The 14,553-nt window shown below is 57.5% G+C and carries 19 protein-coding genes and 1 pseudogene; 11 read left to right on the forward strand and 9 right to left on the reverse strand.

Annotated elements, in window-relative coordinates; all coding sequences use genetic code 11:
- Window positions 1-110: 110 nt before the first annotated feature.
- Window positions 111-381: pseudogene (locus tag HDG39_RS00005) on the reverse strand (cyclic nucleotide-binding domain-containing protein); the annotation flags it as partial.
- A gap of 325 nt (window positions 382-706) precedes the next feature.
- On the opposite strand from HDG39_RS00005, the gene HDG39_RS00010 reads away from it, so the two are divergent.
- The 4 genes from HDG39_RS00010 (at window position 707) to HDG39_RS00025 (ending at window position 2,556) form a co-directional block, all read left to right on the forward strand.
- Complete coding sequence (locus HDG39_RS00010) at window positions 707-994, forward strand: DUF1488 family protein (RefSeq protein WP_184002239.1); 288 nt, start codon at window positions 707-709, stop codon at window positions 992-994.
- A gap of 502 nt (window positions 995-1,496) precedes the next feature.
- Complete coding sequence (locus HDG39_RS00015; protein ID WP_184002240.1) at window positions 1,497-1,733, forward strand: hypothetical protein; 237 nt, start codon at window positions 1,497-1,499, stop codon at window positions 1,731-1,733.
- 404 nt (window positions 1,734-2,137) lie between these two features.
- Window positions 2,138-2,293: a hypothetical protein gene (locus HDG39_RS00020; protein ID WP_184003237.1), complete on the forward strand. Its 156-nt coding sequence runs from the start codon at window positions 2,138-2,140 to the stop codon at window positions 2,291-2,293.
- 56 nt (window positions 2,294-2,349) lie between these two features.
- Window positions 2,350-2,556 (forward strand): hypothetical protein, encoded by a 207-nt coding sequence (locus tag HDG39_RS00025; protein WP_114163770.1) that lies wholly within the window; start codon window positions 2,350-2,352, stop codon window positions 2,554-2,556.
- 818 nt (window positions 2,557-3,374) lie between these two features.
- Here HDG39_RS00025 and HDG39_RS00030 read toward each other — a convergent pair.
- From HDG39_RS00030 to HDG39_RS00040, 3 genes are all read right to left on the reverse strand, one after another.
- A complete protein-coding gene (locus tag HDG39_RS00030; RefSeq protein ID WP_184002241.1) occupies window positions 3,375-3,581 on the reverse strand; it encodes a hypothetical protein in 207 nt (68 codons plus the stop codon).
- 128 nt (window positions 3,582-3,709) lie between these two features.
- The gene (locus HDG39_RS00035; RefSeq protein WP_184002242.1) at window positions 3,710-4,159 is read right to left on the reverse strand and encodes a type II toxin-antitoxin system HicB family antitoxin; all 450 of its coding nucleotides are present in this window, start codon (window positions 4,157-4,159) and stop codon (window positions 3,710-3,712) included.
- Between the two features lie 41 nt (window positions 4,160-4,200).
- Window positions 4,201-4,473 (reverse strand): hypothetical protein, encoded by a 273-nt coding sequence (locus HDG39_RS00040; protein WP_184002243.1) that lies wholly within the window; start codon window positions 4,471-4,473, stop codon window positions 4,201-4,203.
- Window positions 4,474-5,234: 761 nt separating this feature from the next.
- On the opposite strand from HDG39_RS00040, the gene HDG39_RS00045 reads away from it, so the two are divergent.
- Window positions 5,235-5,789 carry a hypothetical protein gene (locus HDG39_RS00045; protein ID WP_221305563.1) on the forward strand — a complete coding sequence of 185 codons (555 nt, stop codon included), beginning with the start codon at window positions 5,235-5,237 and terminating at the stop codon, window positions 5,787-5,789.
- A gap of 223 nt (window positions 5,790-6,012) precedes the next feature.
- Here the strand turns inward: HDG39_RS00045 and HDG39_RS00050 are convergent, their stop codons facing one another.
- Entirely contained in the window at window positions 6,013-6,360 is a 348-nt protein-coding gene (locus HDG39_RS00050; protein ID WP_184002244.1) for an immunity protein Imm33 domain-containing protein, read from the reverse strand.
- A gap of 159 nt (window positions 6,361-6,519) precedes the next feature.
- Here HDG39_RS00050 and HDG39_RS00055 point away from each other — a divergent pair, with 159 nt between their 5' ends.
- Window positions 6,520-7,944, forward strand: coding sequence for a DUF4062 domain-containing protein (locus HDG39_RS00055; protein WP_184002245.1), 1,425 nt, complete (start codon window positions 6,520-6,522; stop codon window positions 7,942-7,944).
- 760 nt (window positions 7,945-8,704) lie between these two features.
- Here the strand turns inward: HDG39_RS00055 and HDG39_RS00060 are convergent.
- Window positions 8,705-8,956 (reverse strand): hypothetical protein, encoded by a 252-nt coding sequence (locus HDG39_RS00060; RefSeq protein ID WP_184002246.1) that lies wholly within the window; start codon window positions 8,954-8,956, stop codon window positions 8,705-8,707.
- Window positions 8,957-9,006: 50 nt separating this feature from the next.
- Between HDG39_RS00060 and HDG39_RS00065 the strand changes: the two genes are divergently transcribed.
- Window positions 9,007-9,528 (forward strand): hypothetical protein, encoded by a 522-nt coding sequence (locus HDG39_RS00065; protein WP_184002247.1) that lies wholly within the window; start codon window positions 9,007-9,009, stop codon window positions 9,526-9,528.
- Window positions 9,529-9,543: 15 nt separating this feature from the next.
- Here the strand turns inward: HDG39_RS00065 and HDG39_RS00070 are convergent, their stop codons facing one another.
- A complete protein-coding gene (locus tag HDG39_RS00070) occupies window positions 9,544-9,681 on the reverse strand; it encodes a hypothetical protein (protein ID WP_184002248.1) in 138 nt (45 codons plus the stop codon).
- A gap of 181 nt (window positions 9,682-9,862) precedes the next feature.
- On the opposite strand from HDG39_RS00070, the gene HDG39_RS00075 reads away from it, so the two are divergent.
- Window positions 9,863-10,216 carry a DUF7673 family protein gene (locus HDG39_RS00075; protein WP_184002249.1) on the forward strand — a complete coding sequence of 118 codons (354 nt, stop codon included), beginning with the start codon at window positions 9,863-9,865 and terminating at the stop codon, window positions 10,214-10,216.
- Window positions 10,217-10,374: 158 nt separating this feature from the next.
- On the opposite strand, the gene HDG39_RS00080 is transcribed toward HDG39_RS00075, so the two are convergent.
- Together HDG39_RS00080 and HDG39_RS00085 are read right to left on the reverse strand one after the other, a co-directional pair.
- On the reverse strand, window positions 10,375-11,148 hold the full coding sequence (locus HDG39_RS00080) for a hypothetical protein (protein WP_184002250.1): 774 nt from the start codon (window positions 11,146-11,148) through the stop codon (window positions 10,375-10,377).
- Between the two features lie 60 nt (window positions 11,149-11,208).
- Window positions 11,209-11,601: an SEN1984 family lipoprotein gene (locus HDG39_RS00085; protein WP_184002252.1), complete on the reverse strand. Its 393-nt coding sequence runs from the start codon at window positions 11,599-11,601 to the stop codon at window positions 11,209-11,211.
- A 379-nt stretch (window positions 11,602-11,980) separates the two neighbouring features.
- On the opposite strand from HDG39_RS00085, the gene HDG39_RS00090 reads away from it, so the two are divergent.
- The 3 genes from HDG39_RS00090 to istA all read left to right on the forward strand — a co-directional run bounded on the left by HDG39_RS00090 (window position 11,981) and on the right by istA (window position 14,549).
- Entirely contained in the window at window positions 11,981-12,460 is a 480-nt protein-coding gene (locus HDG39_RS00090; protein WP_184002254.1) for a hypothetical protein, read from the forward strand.
- A gap of 42 nt (window positions 12,461-12,502) precedes the next feature.
- On the forward strand, window positions 12,503-12,682 hold the full coding sequence (locus HDG39_RS00095) for a hypothetical protein (RefSeq protein ID WP_184002256.1): 180 nt from the start codon (window positions 12,503-12,505) through the stop codon (window positions 12,680-12,682).
- Window positions 12,683-13,031: 349 nt separating this feature from the next.
- Window positions 13,032-14,549, forward strand: a complete 1,518-nt coding sequence (istA, locus tag HDG39_RS00100) for an IS21 family transposase (RefSeq protein ID WP_221305580.1) — start codon at window positions 13,032-13,034, stop codon at window positions 14,547-14,549.
- Window positions 14,550-14,553 lie beyond the last annotated feature (4 nt).

Below are 14,553 nucleotides of genomic sequence, written 5' to 3' on the forward strand. Positions count from 1 at the left end.
TGGGTTCGATCTTTTTTCCATACCTTGTCGCTTAGTAACGTGCGAATCATCCCGTCTTGCAATTGCAAAAAACAAGATGTAAACACATTTCGTCAAATGTAAACAGACCCTAATATCTCGATGTGGCCATGGCTGTAGCGGATCAGCCCAGCATCTGCAGTTTCAGTGCGGCCCCGGTTCCACCGGACCGGCACACGCCCAGCATATGGGCGATCAGTTCCTGGGTCGTTTTCATTTCGTTTGATGAGAGGCGATCGATGCTGAGCAGCCGCCACCAGCTCAACTGCTGGTCAATCGAATCGTATCGGCTACACACGGCGGTGTCGTCGCCATCTGGGTGATCAGCGCCTGCGTATGGCGGAGCAAAAGGCGCTGGACAAGCGATCGGCGGTCGCCGTCCGAGCGAATTCTTCGAGGTCGACTTGTATAACGTTTCGGAAAACTGAACTCCAAGGATTTCAGGTAAATAATGACGTCGGTGCCAGCCAAAGGGTATACAGTGGGGAAACCGGTCGCCCATGAGCGACCTCCAGCTTCGGGGTTCCATCATGCGATCGCAACTCAAACCTGCTTCGGCTGCAATTGGCAGCGAGAGCGAGTACGCCATCGAATGCAGGACGCGTGCTCATATACTTGACACAGCGGATGCTCTGAGAGCAGAGAAAAGACGCGTCAGTTACGCCACGATCGACCCCAATGCCAGTAAGTGGCGCTACTCGGCCGTGTGCGCGAAAAGCTGATCGCGGTGCTTCAATTTCCCAACCCCAGCCGTAGCTACGATGCCTCCCGACATTGCGTATGTTTCTGGGGGTACGACAAGTCGCGCGAAATCACCTTCATGGTCGACGACGCCATGCTCAGAAATCTGCAGCCTGGCGTTGGATCCGACGAGCGGTCGGTGCTTGGTGCTTTTGACGAGTTTCGCGAAAAGGTTATCGAAATCGCAAAGAAGCTGTATGTCGGCGGTCCGCAGAATCGATATCCGATTTCATGAGCTACGGACCTGTCGCGAGAATGCTTCCGGATCTGCCAATTCCCAGCTTCCTAGAGCGCCCTATACGCCTTTATGGGAGCGACGCCGCTTGGCTTCTGACGGCGATCAGGGGTGCCACCATCGCCTGTGCTGCATTTAGAGCAAGGTAGCCTGAATCGGCTGCTCGTCCAGGCGCCACCTCAACAGCAGCGTCCGAGGTGCAGCGGTCATTCGTGCCACCGTTCCGGCGGGATTGCGAAGCGAGCATGGATTCGACGCCGTAGTTGGGCAACGTCCCGCCTGCAATAAGACTCGTACGGACGATCCGTGCTGGCCCGGATGGTGTGCCCAGCGCCCAGGCATGTGCCGGCTCGCCACGCCTCCAGATTGTTTCTGACGTGGATCTCGCGCCAGCGGCCGCCGCAAGAGATGCGGGCGATGTGCGTCTGACGGCGCTGGTCAAGAAAGACATCCTGACCATTGATTTGCCCGTCTTACGACAGTGCTGGAACCGGAGATCTGCATGCAACGAACCGTTAAATATCGCGGATTCGAGATTCACGTGGATCTGCTGCCCACGTCGGCGGACATGTTCGATGCCTGGTTTCGCATTGAAGGACCCATCAGGCCCCTTGGGGTGGTGGCGCTCGGCGAGCGCATCAAGATACGAGGCGGTCCGTTTTCGCGCCGCTGGGCCTACTTTGTTTCGGAGATCGCCGGCCAGGCCGCTGTGGACGTCATCCTTGGACCCGCTGAGTAGCGTCGCACCTGTCTCGCACTATGCAGCTGCGAGGTTCGCACGAAACAAGGAGCGTTGAATGAAGATGGCTCCTGCTATTTCTCTGGTCACCTAAAATATAAGCATGCGTCTGACCGCAATGGGGGCTGCCATGAGCCAGTCAATGATCAGTTTGTAGTGGGAATCGTGGTGCTGCTATGCGTCGCGATATTCGCAGCGGCACGGTACAGGCGAGAACACAAGGACGAGCCGGTTACCCGTTGGCTAGACGCGCATCCGACCAAGGACTGGTTGCGCCATAAGCACTGAGTGATTCAACATGATTTTTGGAAACGCTGGGGCGCGCGCGAGCTATTTCTCTATCGTGCGGTCTGTCGCCTGATGTAAAGCGAGAACAGATTGAAAAGGATGATATGACGTACGCAATGTGGGGCATCTCGGTCGGGCTGGCGCTGATGTTCGGCGTGTCGCTGCGGCGATACAGGCGCAGTCTTCTGCGCAAGCGGGAGATCCGTTGGATGGATGAACACCATGTATTGGACAGGCTACGCAAGGAATTGGGATTGTCGCTCCAGAAATGACGCGCGCTGGGCAGATTGGCAGGTTGCAAAGACTACTTTTTGGAGGAGCTGGCGAAATGACCATGAATTACGCAGGCAGGTCGCATGATGAAGCCATGGCAGCGCGGCACAGGCAGAAGCAAAAGGCACAGGAACAGGCCGGCGGCGAAATGGCGATAGAAGGGACGGAGGCCGACGCGGAGCATAGTTGCGGCGAGCTCTCCGAGCGGGGAAAGCAGGTATGGCGAAGTGGAAGCGGGATCAACGGTGGGGGGAAGGAGTGATATGGTCTCGGTGATCTGATGCGATGCGGGCGGAAATTCACTTCGCCCGCCATCGTGAGCAGGCCCCGTTCCGCTACTCCGGAACCCGTCTACGCGGTCTTGAGAGGCGTCACCGCAGCCTCCCGCTACATCAGGCATGTCTGCGAGTGCTGCACCGTGATGAAGCGGGAAGTCGAGCGCCTGTTGCCGGATTTGAAGACGCTGTGACCGAGACGTAATCGCGTCGCGGTTCATCCCGGTGACCGTCGGGCGGTGGCCTTGCCTGATATCAATGCGCGCTCGACTGCATCGAATACGTTAAGCAGTCTGGTTACGCGCCTGGTTCCATCGGGAAGCAGACCCTGCTGCGGCGATAGCGACGAAACGCGACGCCGCCAGTACGATAGCGCGAGGGGATTTCTGTGCACAAGTAACGGAATGATCCGTTCGAGATGCGTCAGGTCTCCTTCGAATTGGTAGCGCGATATCAGGATCCTTGCAAAGGTGATTCGGTATCACGGATCAAGTCTGTATCGGCCGGGCTGACATGTCTCCGCGCTACCGCACAGGGTGTGGGGCGACCCGAACCTGTCACACGAGCCGTGGATGGCTTGGCGCGCGCGGGCTTCACGTCGAAATCTATGCTGCCTCGCCTGGATCGCGGTATGGTACCGTACCCGTTCTTGTCATACCTGCGCCAGCAGATCTGACGTTAGAGCCCCCGTTATGGCCCTCGTTCCGGGACGATGCCGCGCCACCGCAAAAAAACCAACGCTTCGCCGGTTCTTCCGCTTCCGCCGCTCAGGGCGGAACAATATCTTCTTATGAATCACCGACGTTCAAGGTCGCATAAAGCCGCTTCCAGCACCCAGCAATTTCCTTGCGTGCCTGACCCATTGCTTCGGCCCTCTGTATTGAGTCCCATCGACGACCCACTTTTCATCTTCGGGGGCCACCGGCATGCCATCATCCGTCGCATTCGCCGCGGCCTCTCTCTGTCTCTTGCTTTCTGCCAGTTCTTCGGCATTTACCTGGTCATCGATCATGATGCACTCCTACTATGGAAAAAACTGGTTCGCCAACAGGCGGTTGGCGCCGGCCTCGATAGTGGGGACGACGCGACACATCGTAAGTTCGGGTTTGATTCCTGACGCCCGTCGTAGCGCGAGCGGTGTCATCCGTCCACGAACACCCACCGGGAAACCGGCGTACAGGACAATTGCCCTTCGTATCGGTTCTCAAGTTCGTGTACGGCAGCTAGCGCAATGAACATGGAGCGCGTCAAGTGACGTTCTTTTGCTGCAGCATCGACTCGCTGCCGCAGACTCTCGGGCAGACTGAATTGAACGCTCACGGCTTTCGAGGTAACCCGTGCCAGATTGATCTCGATGAACATCCAGATCCCACGCCCATCGTCCATGTCGAGCGATTGCAATTCCGAAGTACTGCAGGTGGGAGCGGGGATGAGTTGCTCGCTGCGGTCATACATCAGTTCGACAACCTCCTGCGCGTTGCGTTTCAGTTCATCGAACGAATGGCCACACGCAACTGCTCGGGGAAGATCGGGAAAACTGGCGCGAAAGCCGGTATCGCCGTCGCGGTGCACATAAAGCGGATATTGCATGACCTGCTCCCCTCAGCTGCGGCTGACTCGCATTCGGTATGTCATAGTTCGGTTGCCTCAACCTTGCCATCGACGATGTCTTTGCCGTATTGCATCGCGAGGTCGATGGCGGCGCCCGCGGTGGCGGGACTTACCGCGTCGAACAACGTTGCATAGCGCCGAGCCTTGACTTCGCTGGACGGAATGGTGTCGATCCGTACGAACGATGAGAACTGCCTCGGTCCTTTGGCATACGGATCACGATGCAGGGGGAATATCTGGTGAGAGTACGCACGTAGCTCGTACCCGCTGTATTCGATAGTGGGGATTGTCATGATGGCGCGCTCCTTAAGCGATACTGACCGTCATGAACCGATGCCTGTCCGGATGCGAAAAGGGCGGTCAGGTACATCTGGATCTTTTTACCATGCGCTCAAGGCCGTCGAAAAGCAAACTAAATCTTGACGTAGTGAAAGGGAAAGCTTGCGTCGTGCCGGCATCGCCGAGACGACCTGCTCATGCAGGGCATCGTTTTCGTGCTTGCACGCGAGCCGCGCATCGCTATCACCTACGCAATGTCGGGTACCGCGGTACCCGGCGTCCGAGTGCCGGCGCGAGCTTGACGGCTTCCTGCTTCATGCCCTGAGCCCGCATCACCCAGCCGATTGCCGAGCGCATCGCGTTAAAGGTAGCGTCCGCGCGAAAAAGGGGGGCTGTCGCGTTCTATTGGTTATGCAGGTCTCCGCCTGTATCTGTCACAGCTGCGTTACTGCGCGGGTCAAACGCCCCGTCGCCGGATTTTGGGAGGGCCGTTAATCGACGGTCAGCGGCCGTTCACGGAAGCAAGTTGAAGGTCTCAAAATGGCCGCGTACCGCCCGACGATCGAGCGCGGCGATCGCGTCCGGCGCGTGCGCGATGCAATAGGCATAACACGACCCACAAGAGCCAGTCAATTTTCTAGGTAGCGGACATTCGCGAGCGCGTAACGGCGAGTAATATTCATCAGATAAATATCCCTCCCGGACCGTCAAGGACGGTAGCTGAGCAGCCGTTATATAAAAGAGCATTTAAAAATGCCAGTAACCGGGGATATATTTGAAAACAACATTGAGAATTTCCTTAGCGTCGTTCGCTTGCGCGACGTTCCTTGCGGGATGTGCGACCAACGAGCAGGGCCAACTCGTTATCGATCCGAACAAGGTGAACGAAGTATTGGCGGGCGCACTGACTCCGCCGCCCCCAACGCCGCCGCCCGTGGTGGTCGAAGAGGTTTATCAGCCGATGCCAACTGACATCTACATCTCTACCGTTGTCGACCGCGATGTGGTGATATTCGGCGGCAATACGTATATCTGGGTGGTCGGCCCGGACGGAGTGCGTCACCGGCGCTTCTACGCCCATGGCGATCATCGGGAAGACGTCTTCCATCGTAGGGACGAACTTCACAGGGTCATGATGAATCACGGCGGCCACTTGCCCGACCATGCGATAGCGGCGCACGGGCCGATCGAACATCCTGGTGGGCCGGCCCACCCGGGTGTTGCACAGAACCATTCGATGCCCGGTGCTGTGCCGCTTGCGCATGCCGCTGTTCAGAGCAAGCCTGCCCCTGCGGCAAAGCCGGCGGCAAAGGATGTGAAGAAGTCGTAGGTTCGCCTCTCGACATTAGATGGCGGAGAAGCCGAGCATTTGCTCTCCGCCTTCCGGTTGAATCCGCCCAATACACGTCGATCGCCGGGCTCACAGCCGCCCGTCGGTGTGGCTCTCGCGCAGTCTGCTTCTGTCTGCTGACCATCGGCGGACCTCGACCGAGCCACCCAATCGTCGATTGTCATCAATTCAGCTGCATTAGTCGAACGTCGCTAGGTGGCCGTTACAGGCTGTCAGTGACATCCTTCAGCAGTTCACCATCGAACCAGACATCCTCATAGTCCGGCGCAAGCAATACACGCCATCCCGGCGGCAGTGCCAAGTAAGGGACGATGTTCGGACAGCGCTCGACCAAGTGGGCGACATGAAGCGGCTGATAGAAGTCCGCATCCGTTGAGTATTCGCCACCATAAATATACCAACCGCATATACCGTTTTCCGGGGATAGCCGAACCGCGTGAAGCGGCACATTTTCAAGGGACGCAAGCGAAATTCCTACCTTTTGGCTCGCCTCGGGCGGCCTGTATTCTGCACCGAATCGCTGGCAAACGTTTCTTTGGTCATTGGACATGATCGTGTGGAATATGCTTAGCTTGTCGTGATTGTCGCCGATTCTGCGGGGTGTGTCGGATGTCTCAAATTGGGCCGGCTAGCGCCCGACGACCAAGCGTGGCGATCGCCGCGGGCGCGGCCTTCCATGCAAAGGGCATAAAGCGACCCAAGAGAGACGGTGACCTTAGCAGTCGACATCTTTGCGGCCTCGTATCATTTGGAGCGCCACCGAGGCCGCACAGCGCTCACAGCAAACAACAATCAGACCCAAGACCAGATGCAACGCCCTACCGTTTTCATTTCCTCCACCATCTACGACTTTCACGACCTGCGCTCATCGTTGAAGTTTTACCTTGAAGAGCAAGGCTTCACGGTGCTCGCCTCAGAATACAACGACTTCAAAAAGCCGTTGGATACTCACTCCTACGAAGCCTGCCTGGAAGCGGTGCGCTCGGCCGACTACTTCATTTTGCTCATCGGCTCTCGCGTTGGTGGATGGTATGACGAACCGAACCGGATTTCCATCACGCAGCAGGAATACCGGGTGGCTTACGAATTGCACAAAGCGGGCAAACTCAAAATCCTCACCTTCGTGCGCTCGGAAGTGTGGCAAGCGAAAGAGGCACGGCGTGAGCTACACAATCACCTCAAAGCGGCAAGCGCGAAAGAGCAAATACGAAAGTGGGACTTTCTCTCTTTCATCGGCCTTAGAAAGCCAAAGTTGGATGAGGAAACGAAAAAGGGCATTGAAAATCATGAGAGTAAGTTTATGGATGACCCTGAGTTCATCTGCAAATTTATCTCAGAAGTTGGCAAAAATTCGGAAACCAAGCGTGCTGTCAGCGGGCAAGGTGCTGCGCCATCTGGGAACTGGATTCATCAGTTCAGCACGTTTAGGGATGTCGTGGATGCGCTAAATGGGCAACTGTTCTCGTCCATTCCGTTGGAGGACATGACAACGCACACTCTGCTACGCCAAGAGCTACGTCAGTTTGTGAGCCAATGTATGGTCAAGATTGGCCCTAGTGCGTCCTATTCCGCCAGACCCAGTATTGACGTATTCCATCATTCGCATCCCATCACTCTTGACTCCTGGGATGAGCCGCTTACCCAAGTGAGCGTAGCTCTATGGGACAGAATCAGTATGCTCGCAGTGGCAATGTTTGGTCGTCAGTTTCGCCCGGTGGTGCTCCCTCAGGCGCTGACACGCTCTACGTTTCTTGAGTTCGATCTTGAGTCAAATACGTTTTGCCAAACACCTGCCTATGATGCGTTGCTATTGCTGCAAGAGGAAATTGCAAACTTCAACGCCGCGAACACGCCAAGCAAGCGAAAGGTCATCTCTGACAACACAAAGGGCAAGCGCGCCATAAACGCCCAGACTATCGAAGTAGATACGATGGAGCTAATTGACCTTCTGGGACTGTTTGACAGGTGGGTGAATATTTTGGATCTTTCAGTAGCGCTCATCAAATACCTCGATAGTCAGCCCTTCCCCAAGCTCGATCTTCGCCCCCAAACACCGATTCAAGGGATGCAAGAAGCACTTGATGAAGAAAATCCCTCTGACGCCGAAATTACTGCCTTCGTAGGCAAATATTGAAATTGACTTGCCCAGCCATCAGAAAATTCATCAAGCACTTTGATCGCAACGTTGCGGGCATAGATTTTGCCGTCGGCGTTACGGTGTCGTCGCTCATGGCTGCTTTCCTGATTGAACGGAAAGCGTACGCGAGGTTGAACATGTCCGCAGTACGGAAGGTCAGAAAAGTGCACTTGTAGGATTCCACCCCAGTGAACTGCAGCGCGACCGCCTTGTTGGCTCCGTCGTCGCCTTCGAGTAATAACCTCAACGCGCACTTGCGGCGTGGAAGGGCGACAAACTCTGGGCTATGCAATAAAGCTGTCAGTGGTTTGCACTCGCGCTGACATCCATGACGCGACTTTCGCATGCTCCGCCGAGGGCCTCGGCCCGCTCGAAGATCGCCAGTCCGCATGGCTTTAGAATTGAATTTTCGAGAATCCTCCGACCTAAAAAGGCACAAATCTGAGCATGTTTTCTGCCGTTTTTTCGCGCATAAATTCAAAAATCGGAACCTCTATTAATTACGTCGCCTTCGGCGACCCATTTTTACGACCACAAACCCTCGTGACGCATATGATGTCTCTTTATGCTGTCCTCGTTGACCTCAGATTTACCGGTCTCTCACCCAGTGTATGTACATTGCACACTGTACATATCGCAGTGCGCAGTGCACGCATCGCATTGCACATTCGCGCAGCGAAGCTTCGGCTCACGCGGTATCGCATATCGTCCATAACACGTATTGGTAATTGTAAAAGTAAATTAATATGTCACGTTTTTAGTTATACGAATTTATAATCATGTAAATCGTCTCCGGCGTAGCATCATGCTCCATCCTGACAAGATCCGTTTCATGCAGCGCCTCCAGCAGGCCGCCGTCCATCAGCATGTCTTCTACGCTGCGGGCCAGACCGATCTCCCGGGTTTCGACCGGCTGACGAAAAAATTCGCCGATGCCTATGGCACAGAACTCAGTCGCCAGACAAAGCACAAACACCGGCTGGCCGGTGAGGCCAGCAGCTGCCTTCATGGCGTACGACTGACTGCCCGAAACGAGAATGGCCAGCGGGTTGTCGACTGGTGTTGCTGGTCAGTGCGGGCCTTGGTCTCGTCACTCACCGCGAGCAGCTCCAGGATCTGCGCGATCCACATTCGCGGCTGAAATCGCCAGATCAACGGCACGAACTGGTGCACGACGGCAAGACCTGGTCATGGCGGCTGACCCACCGCAGCTACAACCAATATCTCGATCGAATTCACCGCATCGTTTCATTGTCCCCTGATCGGCGCCGGCAGATTGAAATCGATGGCGCCTTGCGGGATGCCGACGCCGAAATCCTCCTCGACCGGCTGTACGCTGAACCGGGTTTCCGCCTGGTCCGCCGTCAGGTCGGCAAGCTTGTCGCTGAACTGCGGCGCGACTGGAAGCGGCTGCGGCCAGCCAGTGGACCGCAACTGTCGGAACGCTCTTTTCTCGCATACGTCCGGTTTCTGCGCAATCAGCCCGTCATTAACGGCCTGACACACGCAGAACGACGCGAGGCCTTCCTGAGTGTATTTCCTGAACAGATCGCGAACGCAACCATTTCCGATCCTGACTGACCAGACGCCAGCACTTCAGCGCCCCAAGATCAGCATGACGAGGGTTACCAGGGTCGCGATCGCCCCGATCGTGCCCGCGACCACAGCCGACAAAGCGACGATGGCTTCCTTGCCATGTGCGCGAGGGAACAGACGACGTGCGATGGCAATCATGCTTCTGTCCATTATCCAGCCCTCCACTCTCTAACTTGGGCCAAGCCCGGTATCTGGCAGCCTTCGCGCCGGAGCATCTCGTCTTCTCCTCTTCAACGCCCGGCCAAAGAATTCGAATCCATAGCGTATGTATCGTTGTTCGACATACCGGGCTGTTACGGCAACCTGATGGAGAAATCGAATGTCGACACACGACCCGTTTGCTGCGTTCATGAACAAGGTCCTTCGCGGCTACCCGCACAACCAGAGTCTCATCGACGAAGGGAGAGTCGCCCTGCGCAGGCTCTACGAGTTCGCACTGGGCGACACAGGGGAAAGCTGCGTTATCGCCATGGTCCTGCTTGGTCTCTACGATGCAACGCGCTTTCCGCTTCCGGTCCAGGAACTGCGCATGCTGGACCGGACGCTCATTGACGATGTGCTGCGCGTCCTGAGAATGGATTTGCTGGCTGGCTCAGCCAACATTCACCACTACTTTTGGGGTGGTGAAAAGATCTTCGAACATCTGGCGAAATTCTGGGACTTCGGCGAATGACCAGTGCAGATTGAAACCGCTCCCCCGTGGCGCTGTCACGGGGGAATCTTTTGGAGGGCAAGGTGCGCCCCATTCCGAGCTGGCGTCGAACTGGCATTAAAACGGCCCGATTGTGTTCAAGCCGTCGTCAATGGCTGCCGGTCGATCACGCATCCGCCTTAGCTTGCCGCAGGCATTGCGGCTCTGAGCCGCTTCAGGCCGTCGGCGAAGCCGCCCACGTAGTCGGGACTGAATTCCATCAGCACACCCTTGCGAACCGTATGCGCGACCGCGACCGGCTTGTATCCATCGCTCGTCGACTCGTATTTCGTCAACGCACGGCCGGCAAAAATCCGGATGGCGCGATTCTGGCGCCGGGCATCTTCCACCACCTTTGCAGGAAGATCGATCATCTGGGTCCACGATGCCCCGCTGCCGACATTGCTGAAGCATTCCAGATCCCTGATCGTCTCGCCATTGCTGTCGGCCACGTGGCCCAGCGGCACGTAGGTGCCGTCGTCCTTCACAAGCCAGAACTCGATGCCGTTGCCCGTATGGAATCCGTGATAGCCGTGCACAACCTCGGCATCACTGGGGCAGCGGTCTTGCGGATCGCCCGGAACGTGCGTCATCCAGGCATTCTGAAAGCCGCCGTTTGCGATCACTCCCGCGACAATCCGGTACGCCTGGGCGTGGCCAGCGGTGTTGTAGTTTGTGGAGGCCAGCTGCAAGTTCAGATCCAGCCAGCCATGGAAATCCGGATCGTTGACGAACTGCTTCCAGTACAGATGCGGTGCGACGTACGTCCTGACCATGTTGCAGCCGTTACAACCAGCGTAACCCACCTTGACCGCAACCTTCGCGGCAACCTGTTCCTGCGTGAGGGGGCCCGTATTGACTGCGCAGCCGCAGATCGAGGTGATCAGCGCGCAGACCAGAAGCAGTTTCTTCATATCGATATCGCCCTGCCGGATGACTGGATGTGAGGCCGCCCTCCCGGGTAGCCGGAAGCCTTACTGGGCGATGCCGCCACGTACCACGTTGTTGCTTTCAGCGAACGTGTATTTCTTGACGATGCCCTTTTCGTCGAATAGCACCGTCAGCGTCTTCTTCTCCACGTTCGCGCCATGCGCCAGAAGATTCAGGACAGGCACATAGTTGATGGCCTGGGGCGTGGCGTGGTCGAATTCGTAGTTCCAGATTTCCAGGCCGGTATCGGTAAATGACACCTTGTTCGCCGAACCGAACGCCGCCTGCACATCAGCCCTGGTCGATTTGCCCTCTACGATCGAGCTGCCGACCGAAGTCTGACTCTGGTCCTTCAGCGCCTCATTGCCCGCGCTCACGGCGCAACCAGCCAGCACAGCCGAAGCCGTGATCGATACGGCAGCCAGAATCTTCTTCATTGTGAATCCCCGAATTGGAAAAAGTGACGCGCAGCGGCGGACAGCATCCCGTCCGCGGCACGGATGAAAACAGATGGGCGGCCAGAAACCTGACGCAGCGAGTCAGGTCAGGCGCGTGAGCCGTGCGTCACGGCGAGGTATTTCGATTCCGGCTTTTCAATTTCTCAGGCCCCGAGGTCCAGTGCTTGTTTTCCGGTTTGCGTTTCCACCAGTTGACTACGATATTCGTAGCTATCTGGGCGATAGATTGCTACGATATTCGTAGCATGTCAACTCACAGCGAGGTATCCACCGGAAGAGGTTGCCCGGCTGGACGATGTACATGTGAAGTGGATATTCAGTAGAACAACGCCGAAATGCAATGCAAAGGGGGGCTGAAATGAAACCGCTGATCCTGTCCTGCCGCCGTTTTAACAGGGTACCGTCCTGGATGCGCGCACCCGTCGGCCTGTTGGCACTGGCGGCACTCATCGAGATCAAGGATCTGCTGGATATCGTCTGGGCCCATTTCCACATCAACCAGTTTGTCGCCGACCTCATTGTGCAGACGGCGTTCGCTCCGATCGTCGTCACACTGATTGCCCCCATGTTTTCTTTCCTCGCCCCCCTGTTTCATGGAATGCCGTCGGGCAACGTGCTGCGATTTGACTGCGCTGATCCGTTCGATCGGGGAAACGAAGTTACTTCCCATGCCCTGAGTCATGACGACTTCGATTTCCAAAGCCTTCACGACGACTCACGGGATTGGTCGGGACGTCCTGACTCGGGAGCCGACTGGCACACCGATCCCAGCTACTCATGGTTTTCCGGAAACATTTACTGCGACGATCCACATCAGTCGTGGAACCATATGGATTGACTGTTACGGACAGATTTCACACGTATCGAAGGAGCATCTCAAATGAATGCTTTCATGCGCGAATTCATCAAGGCGGCCAGAGAGGCCCCACGGCTATTCTTCCTGCCACTCACGGCGGCAATAGAAGCTGTTCGTCGGGAGATGGGGCACCGTCGATACGATCGGCATCCGGACAAGCCAGATAGTCCCAAGTCCCATACCGACGCCCAGGATCAGCGCTGACCGGGGATCTGCGGGCGCGGACGGGCTCCTTCCCGGCTACCGGGTCTGATCACGCGAACATCGGCATCCCGGTAGTCGCCAGCCGACACTACGATCTTCGTAGTATCCGGAAGGCCGTTTAACTACGATATTCGTAACTCTGAAAATACAGGTGTCACGGATCGCCGTATAGGAGCCATTTGATGATCGGCGCATAGGCGCCAGCACAGGATCGGCGTAATGGAGCCAGTCGATGATCGGCGTATAGGCGCCACCTGCGCCATGTAGCAGAACGCGGTTCGAACTTTCCCAACTGGGTACGCTTCGCTCTTTTCTGAGCGGAGCGCCCATGGCCAACCGGAGGTTCGAATTGTTTGAGTACCGCCAAGTCCTTGTCCGCATGCGGCAAGGCGATTCCGACCGCGACATCGCGCGCGTCGGGCTGATGGGCCGCAAGAAGCTCACCGCCGTGAGGCGCGTCGCCCTGGAGCTCGGCTGGCTCGATCCGGCACAGCCGCTGCCGGAAGACACCGTGATCGCCGGACGCTTCGGCCGCACGCCACACCTGCCCAGCACCTGTGTGTCGACGCTCGAACCCTTTCGCGAGCAGATTACCCGCTGGTTCGAATCCGACGTCCAGGGCACGACGATTCACAGCGCCCTCAAACGCAACCACGCCTATACCGGCAGCTACTCCGCGGTGCGCCGCTTCCTGACGCATCTGAGCGCCGGACGCAGCGTCGACGCCACAACGATCCTGGACTTCCCGCCGGCCGATGCTGCCCAGGTCGACTTCGGCGCCGGCCCGGCGCTTGCGCACGAGTCCGGACAGGCGCTCAAGACATGGTTCTTCGTCATGACACTGTGCTGGTCGCGTCATCAGTACTTCGAGCTGGTGTTCGACCAGACGGTCGAGACGTGGCTGGCGTGCCACCGCCGCGCCTTCGAGTGGTTCGGCGGCTGCCCGGGTCGGATCATTATCGACAACGCGAAGTGCGCGATCGTCAGGGCCTGCACGTATGACCCCGAGGTTCAGCGCTCCTACGCGGGCCTGGCTGAGGGGTACGGTTTCAGGATCGATGCCTGTCCGCCGCACGACCCGCAGAAGAAAGGCGTCGTTGAGTCGGGCGTCAAATACGTCAAGAAATCGTTCGTGCCGCTGCGCACGTTTCGCGATCTGGCGGACGCCAACCGGCAGTTGCGCGAGTGGATCATGCAGGAAGCCAGCGTCCGTGAACACGGCACGACACGCGAACAGCCGCTCGTGCGTTTCGCCATCGAGAAGCCGTTGTTGACGGCGCTGCCCGATGTGCCGCCGGTGCTTGCCGCGTGGTCCACGGTCGCCGTTCATCGTGACGCGCACATCCAGCATCACAAGGCCCTGTACTCGGTGCCGTTCGCCCTGGTTGGCAAGACGCTGTGGCTGAAGGCGACCGACACGGTCGTGCAGCTGTTCCATCAGCACGAACTCGTCGCCACCCATCCCCGGCTGCGCAAGCCCGGCGCGCGCTCCACCGTACGCGATCACCAGCCGCCGGCGGCACAGGCCTGGCTGGGACACGATCCTCAATGGTGTCTGGCTCAGGCCAAAGAGATCGGTCCGTCCTGCCATGCGCTGATTCTGGCGCTGTTCAACGATCAGGTGCTCGTCAATCTGCGAGGCGCGCAAGGCATCGTGCGGCTGCGCAGCAAGGTCGGCGATGCAAGGCTCGAGGCCGCGTGTGAACGCGCGATGGCGCATTCCAGTCCCAGGTGGCGAACCGTCAAGACCATCCTGGACAAAGGCCTGGAGAGCCAGCCCGCGCCCCAGTCCTCGCCAACGCTCACCGACACCTACGTCAACGGCGGCCGCTTCGGTCGCGATCTTCAATCTCTTCTGATCCACTAAACCG

The organism is Paraburkholderia lebeckiae, assembly GCF_014201005.1.
In the GTDB taxonomy this organism is placed as follows: Bacteria; Pseudomonadota; Gammaproteobacteria; order Burkholderiales; family Burkholderiaceae; genus Paraburkholderia; species Paraburkholderia tuberum.